10 protein-coding genes are annotated in these 11140 nt (G+C 26.3%); 8 read left to right on the top strand and 2 right to left on the bottom strand.

What is annotated here, in order from left to right; translation table 4 throughout:
* Positions 1-187 precede the first annotated feature (187 nt).
* From tpiA to HF996_RS03040, 8 genes are all read left to right on the top strand, one after another.
* Positions 188-919: a triose-phosphate isomerase gene (tpiA, locus tag HF996_RS03075; protein ID WP_168910582.1), complete on the top strand. Its 732-nt coding sequence runs from the start codon at positions 188-190 to the stop codon at positions 917-919.
* Positions 920-1027: 108 nt separating this feature from the next.
* On the top strand, positions 1028-1294 hold the full coding sequence (gene rpsO, locus HF996_RS03070; protein WP_168910581.1) for a 30S ribosomal protein S15: 267 nt from the start codon (positions 1028-1030) through the stop codon (positions 1292-1294).
* A gap of 80 nt (positions 1295-1374) precedes the next feature.
* Positions 1375-2637: a serine hydroxymethyltransferase gene (gene glyA, locus HF996_RS03065; RefSeq protein WP_168910580.1), complete on the top strand. Its 1263-nt coding sequence runs from the start codon at positions 1375-1377 to the stop codon at positions 2635-2637.
* Between the two features lie 207 nt (positions 2638-2844).
* A complete protein-coding gene (gene p46 / locus HF996_RS03060) occupies positions 2845-4161 on the top strand; it encodes a surface antigen P46 (RefSeq protein ID WP_168910579.1) in 1317 nt (438 codons plus the stop codon).
* A 163-nt stretch (positions 4162-4324) separates the two neighbouring features.
* Positions 4325-5863 (top strand): sugar ABC transporter ATP-binding protein, encoded by a 1539-nt coding sequence (locus HF996_RS03055; RefSeq protein WP_168910578.1) that lies wholly within the window; start codon positions 4325-4327, stop codon positions 5861-5863.
* Positions 5863-7167 (top strand): sugar ABC transporter permease, encoded by a 1305-nt coding sequence (locus HF996_RS03050; protein WP_168910577.1) that lies wholly within the window; start codon positions 5863-5865, stop codon positions 7165-7167. The genes HF996_RS03055 and HF996_RS03050 overlap by 1 nt, the downstream gene beginning before the upstream one ends.
* Before the next feature lie 25 nt (positions 7168-7192).
* Complete coding sequence (locus tag HF996_RS03045; RefSeq protein ID WP_254427698.1) at positions 7193-7753, top strand: hypothetical protein; 561 nt, start codon at positions 7193-7195, stop codon at positions 7751-7753.
* Positions 7740-8633, top strand: coding sequence for an ROK family protein (locus HF996_RS03040; RefSeq protein WP_168910575.1), 894 nt, complete (start codon positions 7740-7742; stop codon positions 8631-8633). The genes HF996_RS03045 and HF996_RS03040 overlap by 14 nt, the downstream gene beginning before the upstream one ends.
* Before the next feature lie 68 nt (positions 8634-8701).
* On the opposite strand, the gene HF996_RS03035 is transcribed toward HF996_RS03040, so the two are convergent.
* Both HF996_RS03035 and HF996_RS03030 read right to left on the bottom strand, forming a co-directional pair.
* A complete protein-coding gene (locus HF996_RS03035; protein WP_168910574.1) occupies positions 8702-9853 on the bottom strand; it encodes a hypothetical protein in 1152 nt (383 codons plus the stop codon).
* Positions 9854-9925: 72 nt separating this feature from the next.
* Positions 9926-11134, bottom strand: a complete 1209-nt coding sequence (locus HF996_RS03030) for a hypothetical protein (protein ID WP_168910573.1) — start codon at positions 11132-11134, stop codon at positions 9926-9928.
* Between the last annotated feature and the right edge of the window lie 6 nt (positions 11135-11140).

Raw genomic sequence — 11140 nt, 5'->3', positions numbered from 1 at the left:
AATAAACTTTTTTATGAATGTGTACTTTTAAAAGACTTTTTCCTATTTTTTTCCCTTTTTTGAAAAATTATTTTAAAAACAACTATAATAAATCTCACCCAAAATTCATGAATTCAAATTTTTAATTAAAGGTGTTGAATTTGTGCAAAAAATAGTAAAATATAAATTACATTATTAAGGAGACAAAATGAGTAAAACAGTAATTATTGGTAATTGAAAAATGAATAAAACATTATCAGAAACCAAAGAATTTTTTACAGAATTTAATAGTTTATATACAAATAATAAAAATAAAATTATTTCTAATTTAGATTTTGCTGTTGCTGTGCCATTTATTAACACAACTGCCTTTGAATTAAATAAAACTGAATTACAACTTGCAGTGCAAAACATCTCACAATTTGAAAAAGGTGCTTATACAGGTGAAATTTCAGCACAAATGCTTTTAGAACAAAAAGTTAAGTATGCAATAGTAGGACATTCAGAAAGAAGACAATATTTTAAAGAAACAGATCAAGACGTAAACGCAAAGACTCATCAAGCTATTAAAAATAACATTATTCCAGTAGTTTGTGTTGGAGAAACATTAGAAGAATACGAAAAAAATCAAACTAATCAAGTTATAGAACATCAATTAAAACATTCATTACAAAATGTAGATTTATCCAAAGTTATAATAGCATATGAGCCAATTTGAGCTATAGGAACAGGAAAAACTGCAACTCCAGAACAAGCACAAAAAGTATGTAAATTTATAAAGGAAAAAACCGATAAAAATACATTAATACTATATGGTGGTTCAGTAAATCCAGAAAATATAGAGCAGTTATTAAATCAGTCTGACATCGATGGAGCTTTAGTCGGAGGAGCATCTTTAAAAGCTGATTCATTTATTAAATTATTAACTTTAAATAAATAATTAAAAAGTGTTATAATTCTAATTACAAATTATTTATTACTTGGTTATAACAGTTTCTCGGGTTATTTCTAGGTTTTAAAAGAAAATACAATACATAAAGGAGAAATAATGATTTCAAAAGAAAAGAAAAAAGAACTAGTTTTAAAATTTGGTGGTTCAGAAAAAAATACTGGTGATACTAGAGTTCAAATAGCAATACTAACCGAAGATATTGAATCTTTAAAAAAACACTTTGCTGTTAATAAAAAAGATAAACATTCAATGCGTGGTTTTATTGCTAAAGTTAACCAAAGAAAAAGACTACTCGCTTATCTAAAAGAAAAAGACTTTAATTCTTATAAAGAAACAATTGAAGCTTTAAACATAAGAAAATAAAACTTTTTGAAAACATTACAAACACTAAAAATACATATTTTATTTTTAGTGTTTTTTATTAAAATGCAGGGGAGAGTATTATGAAAAAATTAAGACTAAATGACAAAGAATTACAAAAAGCTATAAATAACGAATTAATAAGACAACAAGAGCACATAGAATTAATAGCATCAGAAAATTTTGTTTCAGAAGATGTATTGCAAGCTACTGGATCCGTTTTAACAAATAAATATGGAGAAGGATATCCTGGTAAAAGATATTATGGAGGTTGCGAAAACATTGATGTAGTAGAAAACCTTGCTATTGAAAGAGCAAAAAAACTTTTTGGTGTTAAATATGTAAATGTTCAACCATATTCAGGTTCAGTCGCGAATGCTGCGGCGTTTGCTTCATTAATTAACCAGGGAGACAGAGTTATGGGACTTACTTTATCATCAGGAGGACATTTAACTCATGGTTATAAAATAAGTTTTAGTGGAATTTTTTATGAAGCTCACCCTTATGTTTTAGATGAAAATGACTTATTAGATTATGATGCAATTGAAGAATTAGCTATGAAAATCAAGCCTAAATTAATCATTACTGGTTATTCAGCATATTCTAGAATAATTGATTTTGCTAGATTTAGACAAATAGCAGATAAAGTTGGTGCATATTTATTAGCAGATATTGCACACATTGCAGGTTTGGTGGCTACAGGTTTACATCCTTCTCCAGTAGGTCATGCCCACATTATTACTACCACAACACACAAGACTTTAAGATCTGCACGTGGAGGAATGATTATGACTGATGATGAAGAAATTAGCAAGAAAATAAACAGATTTGTTTTCCCAGGTTATCAAGGTGGTCCTTTATTTCATGCAATCGCTGGAAAAGCAGCTGGTTTTTATGAAGCTTTACAACCTTGATTTAAAAAATATACAAAACAAATAATTAAAAATGCTCAAGCTTTTGCAAATTATTTTATTTCACAAAATGTAAAAGTAGTTTCTAATGGAACAGATAATCATCTATTTATACTTGATGTAAAATCCTCTTATAATCTAACCGGAAAAGATGCTGAACAATTGCTATCAAAAGTAAATATCACAACAAATAAAAACACAATTCCTAACGATAGTCTCAGCCCATTTATTACTTCAGGAATTCGTTTTGGTACCCCAGCTATGACTTCGAGAGGCTTAAAAGAAAAAGACTTTATTAAATTAGGAAAATGAATTCATAATTTATTATCTAATCCAGAAGATTTAAAATTACAACAAAAAATAAAATCAGAAATTAGTGAATTTATTAAAAAATTCCCACTTAAAAAATCTTACTGACCAGAAGATAATGAATAAATAATTTTTAAAAATTAAACTCTTTCTATTTTGTTATGTATTTCAAATAAATAGAAAGAGTTTTTTTGTTTTTTATAAAATTATTGCTACAAGATTTTAATTATAGAACTAAAAAAAGGGAAATTTTCACTAAAAATTGCTTCAAATTTCTTTGTAATTTATATTTTGTTATAATTTAAATGTAAAAACTAAACTAAAAGGAATAAAATGAAAAAATTTATAACTAAAAAATTTTTATATTTAACTACTTTATCAACAGCTTCATTTGCTGCTTTTGCTGCATTTGTAGCTTGTGGAAACACTGATACAGCAGGTTCTGCATCAACAAAAACACATGCTGTTACTAATGAGTCTATTAGAATTGCATTAACAGATCCAGATAATCCAAGATGAATTAATGCTCAAAAAGAAATTATTAATTACATAGACTTAACAGATGGTGCAACTTCAAATATCACCAAAAACCAAGAAACTCAAAATAACTGATTAATTCAACAGGCTAATTTAAATCCAGCTCCAAAAGGATTTATTATTGCTCCTGAAAATGGAGGAGGTGTCGGAACAGCAGTAGACAGTATTGCCGAAAAAGGAATTCCTGTTGTTGCTTACGATAGACTAATTACAGGTTCAACAAAATATGATTGATATGTTTCATATGATAATGAAAGAGTTGGTGAACTCCAAGGTCTTGCGCTTGCAGCAGGATTATTGGGAAAAACTGATGGAAGCTTTAAAGATATAGAAGAAATGAAAACTTATTTAACAGCTCATATGCCAACTGAAGTTATTTCATTTTACGCAGTAGCTGGTTCACAAGATGATAATAACTCTCAATACTTTTACAATGGTGCTATGAAAGTTCTAAAGGAATTAATGACAGCATCTAATGGTAAAGTTATAGACTTAAGTCCTGCAGGCAATGGAGTTTATGTTCCAGGATGAAATTACGGAACTGCTGGTCAAAGAATAGAGCAGTTTTTAACTACAAACAAAGCATCATCTGGTGTCAATAAATTGAACGCAGTTGATGGCAAACCAGCATCTACATTAAAAGGATTTTTAGCTCCTAATGATGGAATGGCAGAAGCAGCTATTACTAAATTAGAAGCAACTGGTTTTGATCCAAAAACTATTTTTATAACAGGTCAAGATTATAATGATATAAGTAAACCTTTCATTAGAGAAGATAAACAAAATATGACCATTTACAAACCAGATGCAATTTTAGGTAAAGTAGCTGTTGAAATTTTAAGAACTTTAATAACTAAAAAAGCAGCTAATGCAACTGCAACTCAAGAAGATATAGAAAATGCTTTAAAAACTAACAACAATACTAAAGACATTAAATTTAAATACGACAACACAACATATAAAGCAGGTACAAAACAAATTCAAGCTATTTTAGTAGATCCAGTTGTAGTTACTAAAGCCAATGTTGATAATCCTTTACCAACAACAGCGCCAACACCAGGAGCAAATGGTACACAAGCAACAGTATCTGCATCAGTAGCAACACAACAATAATTATTTAATTTTTTATAAAAAATTATTTATTATAAAATAGCAATTAACTTCAAGTTATTTTAAACAAAATATAAATATAAAAATTAGCTTAAAATTTGAAACAATAATTATTAATTTATTTAAAATTTTAAGCTAATTTTATATTCAAAAAAAGGAAATTAAGTTGGAAAAATCAAATATTCTATCCCTCAAAAACATAAGAAAGGTTTACGGACCAGTTGTTGCTTTGTCTGATGTTTCTTTTACAGTTCCAAAAGGAGAAGTTACTAGTTTAGTAGGTGAAAATGGTGCTGGAAAATCAACACTTTTAAAAATTTTATCTGGTGTAATTCCTTATGGGCAATATGAAGGAAGTTTGATTTATGAAGACAAAGTTATGTCTTTTCATAATACAAAAGCTTCAGAAAATGTAGGAATTGCAATTATCCACCAAGAACTTTCTATTTCACCATTTTTATCTATTTGTGAAAATATGTACATAGGTTCATATCCAACCAAATTTGGAAAAGTGGATTGAAATAAAATGATTTCTGAGTGCCAAAAATATTTAAAAATGGTAGGTCTGGAAGAAGATCCTACAACCATTGCAGGAACAATTTCAGTAGCAAAACAACAAATGATTGAAATTGCAAAAGCCCTATCTAAAAATGCAAAATTACTAATTTTAGATGAACCAACTTCTTCACTCAATGATGAAGATGCATTTAGGCTACTTGATATTATGAAGAACCTAAAAAAACAAGGAATTACTTCAATTTTTGTTTCTCATAAATTAAACGAAGTAAAATATGTAGCTGACAACATTGTTGTTATTAGAGACGGAAAGTTTATTTCACAATATAACAAAAATGAAGAAAAAATCGATGAAAACAGACTAATTCAAGACATTGTTGGTCGTCCACTAACTTCAAAATTCCCTGCAAAAGATCCAAACAGAAAATTTGGAGATGTAATTTTTGAAATCAAAGATATGGTAATTCCTCATGCAACCATTGCCAACTATGATGTTGTTAAAAATGCTTCATTAGATGTTAGACAAGGTGAAATCGTTGGAATCTCAGGTCTTGTAGGTTCAGGTCGTACTGAATTAATGCTTTCTATTTTTGGGCAATATTATAACAAGCCTTCAAGTGGTGAAGTATTTTATAAAGGAAAACCAGTAAAATTTAAAAATACAAAACAAGCAATTCAATCAGGTATTATGTATGCTTCAGAAGATAGAAAAAATGTAGGTTTAATTCAAATTTTTTCTATTCAAAATAACATAACGTCCGCTGCTTTACACTTGTTTTCAAAATGGGGTATATTAAACAATAATAAAGAAATTATTAATGCTCAAAAACAAAAATCCGAAGTAAATATTAAAACTAAAAACTTATTAAACAACGTTGACTCTCTTTCAGGAGGAAATCAACAAAAAGTTGTAATTGCAAAAGCTTTAAGTACTGAATTTGATTTACTTATCATCGATGAACCAACCAAGGGAATTGATGTTGGATCAAAATTCGAAATTTACAAAATTCTTCTAGATTTATCGTCTAAAGGTAAGACAATTATTGTTATTTCTTCAGAAATTGAAGAACTTTTAGGAATTACTGATAGAATTTTTGTTATGTCTCAAGGTGTTATTAAAGGTCAAATTTTAACATCTGAAGCAACACAAGAAAAAATTATGCAACTAAGTATAGGAGGTGTTAAATAATGAAATTTAATTTTTTTAATGAGATGAAAAATGCTTTTTCATTTCTAAAGTTAGATTTAGTTTCAAAATTTATTAGTAAACAGTTGGAAACAACTAAAAAGTCTTGAAATTACTTTCTAAAAAACCATAAATACGGTTATTACGTAGATAATGGATTACATCATTTGAAAAAATTTTCAATGTTGTATATTTTCTTAATTATTTTTTGTATCTTTTTAGGTATAACAAATGGTACTTTACTACAACCAAATACATTTACACTTTTATTCCAAAATAATTCATATATTATAATTTTGGCAATGGGAATGCTTTTGGTCATTCTTAGTGGAAATATTGATTTATCAGTCGGTACGCTAGTAGGATTGCTGGGTCTATTTTCTGTTACTATATATAATAATACAGGGCAAAGTATTTGACTGACTTTTATATTAACTACAATAATCGGTGCAGCTATTGGATTAATTCAAGGATTTTTAGTAGGTTATGGAAATATTCCTGCATTTATTGTAACACTAGGAGGTTTTTTAGCTTTTAAAGGAGCTCAACTTCTTTATTCAAATGGTGGAACATTAAGTCCTATTGGAGGTGGTTCATCTACTTATATTACAGGAACTATTCGAGGAATTCCTGACATTCAAGTAGGAACTGTTTGAATTTTTTCCTTAATATTACCGATAATTTTTGGAGCTATCATAGTTTCTTTAAGGGTTTGAGGTTATTTTTCAAAACAAAAATTTGGAATCAGAACACAAAATATCTTTATTTTTGCCGCAATTCAAACTATTATATTCTTACTTTTTCTAGCTTGTGGAATTATTTTTGGACTAGGTTCTAACCCAATGAGATACTTTGTTTTATACATAGGAATTGCTTTAGCTTTATTTACTTTCTTAACTCAAAATACTTCATTTGGTAGAGCAGTTTATGCAATAGGTGGAAACAGAAAAGCAGCTAAATTATCTGGAGTTAATGTTAAAAGAACAACAATGATTATTTTTATTATCATCGGTGCTCTTGCAGGATTTGCTTCAATAGTTTATACAGCTACTTTCTCATCAGCTACTTCATCTAGAGGAGATGATTTAGCACTCGATGTTATCTCGGTTGTATTTACTGGTGGAGCATCAGTATATGGTGGAATTGGATCAGTAAGTGGAACTATTTTAGGAACATCAATTATTGGTGTTATAAATCAAGGGCTTTTAGTTTTAAACGTTCAAGAATCACAAAAAAATATTATCAAAGGTTTAATTTTAGTTAGTGTTGTTGGATGAGATGTTCTCTCTAATAAGAAAAATAACTAAAAATATCTTTAAAAATGAAGGAAAAATGTCAAATTTTTCCTTTTATTTTTCCCCAAAATTACAAATTAAATTTTTGAATAATCTATTCATACAAGAGTTAGAATTTAAACTTATATACATCAACGATTCTTCATTAAACATACAACTTCAAGATATTAGAATTTTAGATATTCAATTTAAGCACTTTAACAAGAAAAATCAACACTTTTTACCTTTTGTTGTATACTATGACAAACACAAAATTGAAGGTAGTATTGTTTTAACTATGAAGGCAAATGAAGTAATTATTGAAAAAAGAATAAACTCTAGTTTGACAATAAAAGCATCTATACAAACTAAGTTAAAACTAGCAAATCAAGAAGTTAAAACAATTAATTCAGATCAAGTAATTACTAATTTTAATAAGCATAAAATTGAGTATATTTCAACAGTAGAAAATTGAGTAGTACAAAATAACAACGAATTAGTAGATTTATTTGAAATTAAAGATAATAAAAAATATATGAAAAAATGAAAAGCAACTTATAATAATAAAAATTATCATACAATTAAGATAAAAGCAGGAGTTCAAGATGAAAAAATTTAATTTTGCAACAATTGATATTGGAGGAACTAATACTCGTTTTGCTCTTTTTGAAAATGACAAAATTGTAAAAAAAATTAGATTCAAAACAGATGTTAATAATTACAAAAAAGTATTGGATAAAATTCTTGATTTAGTAAAACAATACAATATAAATGCAATTGCGCTTTGTATTCCTGGGCCTGCAGATTACAAAAAAGGTATTATTCTTTCTTCACCTAATTTAGTTGGTTGAAACGGAATTAATATAAAAGAATACTTGCTAAATAATTCCAAATTAGAATATGCTATTTTCGAAAACGATGCAAACGCGATGGCTTTGGCAAACCACACTCACTTTAAAAACAACAAAAAAGGTGTTACCCAGTTTTATACTATCTCCACTGGCTTTGGCGCAGGGTTAGTAATTAACAATAAAATTTTTCACGGAGCAAACGGTTTTGCTCAAGAAATTGCTCATATTCCTACATCAAAAACTTTTCATAAAAAACATCATTTAAATAATTATGCAGCCGAATTATTTGCATCAGGCACAGGAATGTCTTTAAGAGCTCAAGATAAAAATCTAGAACACATTGATGCTAAAAATATCATAGCAAAATATGAAGAACATGAAGATTACAAACAAATCGTAGATGATTGCATTGACACAATTGCAAGAACTATCTCAACTACAATAGGAATACTAAATCCTAACTTAATGGTCTTTGGTGGTTCTGTTGCTGAGCATAATTATTGAATAATCGAAAAAGCTATTAAAAAAGCAAAACATTGAACAAATCCAGATCAATGAAAAAGTGTAGAATTTAAAAAAGATGCATTTGGAGATGATTCAGCTTTATTTGGTTTATATTATTTAATACTTGACAAAACAAAAAAATAAACATCAACAAAAACAAACAAAAAATCAAGCAATATTGCTTGATTTTTTTAATGATTTTTTAATAACAGCTACATTAATTTTTTACCTGAAACAGGATTGAAAAATCCTTTAAACACGCTAAATATAGATTTATTTTGTTCAAAATTATATTCTATAAAAGCTTCAAGAATTTTAATTTTTTCTTCATCTGACATTGAAGTAAATCTACTTAATTTTTCTTCATTTTCTTCACTAATTTCTTGAGTAATTCTTTCTTTTATCATAAAAATAGAAGTTAAATAAATTCTAAATCATGCTTTTAAACTATTAATTAAAAAATATCTTTGTAAAGATATCGGAGTAGTCATAAGAACTAAAGGAAATATTCAAAAAACTTCTTTAAGTGAAAAATCTATTGCTTGAGAATCTGATCCAAGAACACTCAAATATGCAATTTCAAAAGTTAATGCCATTAAAGTAAAAAGTGCAACTAATTGTGATGCTAGTTTATATAATACTGCTTTATAAAGTAAATTTGATAAAGAAGATTGAAGAAATTGATCAAAATTATTTGTTGAAACTTTACTTATATCAGAAAGACTAAATGCAGGATTTACGTCAATTTCTAAATTGGTTGCTTTAACTAATGAAGGTTTTTGTGTATTAATAAATTTTAGATTAATATCTGACATTCTCGCAGTGTTAAAATAGCTATAAACCATTTTAATATTAAAAGGAAAACTTTGCGAAATTATAGAATTTAAATCTAGATTTTGTGCTTTAAATTCTTCAAATTCTTGTTCTAATTTATTCTCATTTAAAAAATTTTTGATTTGATTTTCTTCTTTAAAAATAAAGGCAAAACCCTTCAAATATATAGGATATTTTCTAAATTCTTTTAAATATCAAAATAAAAAATTTGCTAAAAAAACAAGAGCTAAAAATATAGAGATTCCTAATAAAATAAAAATAATTGTATTTATGTTATTATGAATATCTATCATTTGTTGTGAAGGTTTGGTTGGTTTATCAAAACTGAATATGTCACCTTCTTGACGATATTCACTATCTGGTTTATCAAAGAAAAATAAGTTGTTAAATAATAAACCAAAAAATACTAAAAGAGAAATAGCCGGAGCTAGTAAAAAACCTACTCAAAAAGATATAACTGAATAAGTTTTATTTTGTAGTTTGTATCTTAAAAAATCACTAAAAATTGTTCTAATATTTTTATTTTCCATACTTTCCTTTCTAATAAAGATATTTATTATAAATTCTAATAAACATATTAATTGTAAAACAGATTTTGAAATTTAATCTTTAACTTTATATTTAAATAAGGTTGAAAAAGTCAATAAAGACACGTACGGATTTTTTAATAAACGTTGTAAAGAAGTAAGTTGATAAATTTTGTACACTTTTATTTTTTCTTTTTCGCTTAAGTTATCAAAATGCTCTAATATTTTTTTGTTTTGTTCACTTACTTTATCACTAATTAAATCTAAATTATTAAAATTTGTCATTACAAAAAAAGCTAAGTTTTTCACATAAATACTTCACTCAATTAAACTTCAAAGTCCACTTGTAAATATTCAAATAGCAAAAGACAAACCTAAAAAAATGCCACTGTGAAATTGTATTTCAGATAATTGAAATAATATAATTATGTTAAAAATGAGTATTAAAATAGCACTAAATTGTAAAGTAAAAATTCTACTTGCTCACTTATTTACAAAATTTTGATTATCTAATAATTTAAAAAACTCAGTATTAATAAGATCTTGAAAATTTTGATGTTTGTTAAATTCTTCTATACATTCTTTTTGTAAACCCGCTTTAATCATAAATTCTTGAAATGATTCATTAGGACAAATTTTTCTTTCATCTTGTAAATCAAAATTTAATAAAAAATCTTGATATTCGTTTTTTCTTTTTCTATCATAACCAGGCGTATAAGCAGAAGAATATTCATTTTTGGAAGAAAACATATAATATAAAGAAGGAACAGAAGGAGTTTTAAAACTAAACATAAGTTTTCCAAAAATACTGTTTCAAAAGAAAATTAAAGTTAGTTTCTGAAAAATTTTAATAAAACCAAAAGTAATTGTTTTTGTTTTATAATCTTGCTCTATAAAATTTTCAAATTCTTCTAATAAGTTATTTTCTTTTAAAAAAATATCTTTATATCTAAAATTTTCAAATAAATAATAAAAACCTTGATAACACTTTAGTAAAAGTTCTTGTTTTTTGTTCTTAATTCTTTTATAAATTATTAAACTTATAAAAGAAACTAATAAAAAAGAAAAGAAAATTCAATAAACAAAAAAAGGTATATTTTCAAATAATTTATCAACTTTAGCTTTAGATCAAATATTAATACTTATAAACTCAAGAATTACAACATTAACAGCTAACAAAATAGAAAAAATGATTCTCAGAATGAAGAAAAATGAAGTAAACAATGATAATTTTTTAATTTTGAAATTTAAGAAATTATAAAATTTAAATTTTTCTTTTGTCATAATTTT

The sequence above is a fragment of the Mycoplasma sp. 1654_15 genome, from assembly GCF_012516495.1.
Classification (GTDB): Bacteria; Bacillota_I; Bacilli_A; order Mycoplasmatales; family Metamycoplasmataceae; genus Mesomycoplasma.
Note: the sequence above shows the minus strand (reverse complement) of the source record. Positions and strands in the feature narration are given on the sequence as shown.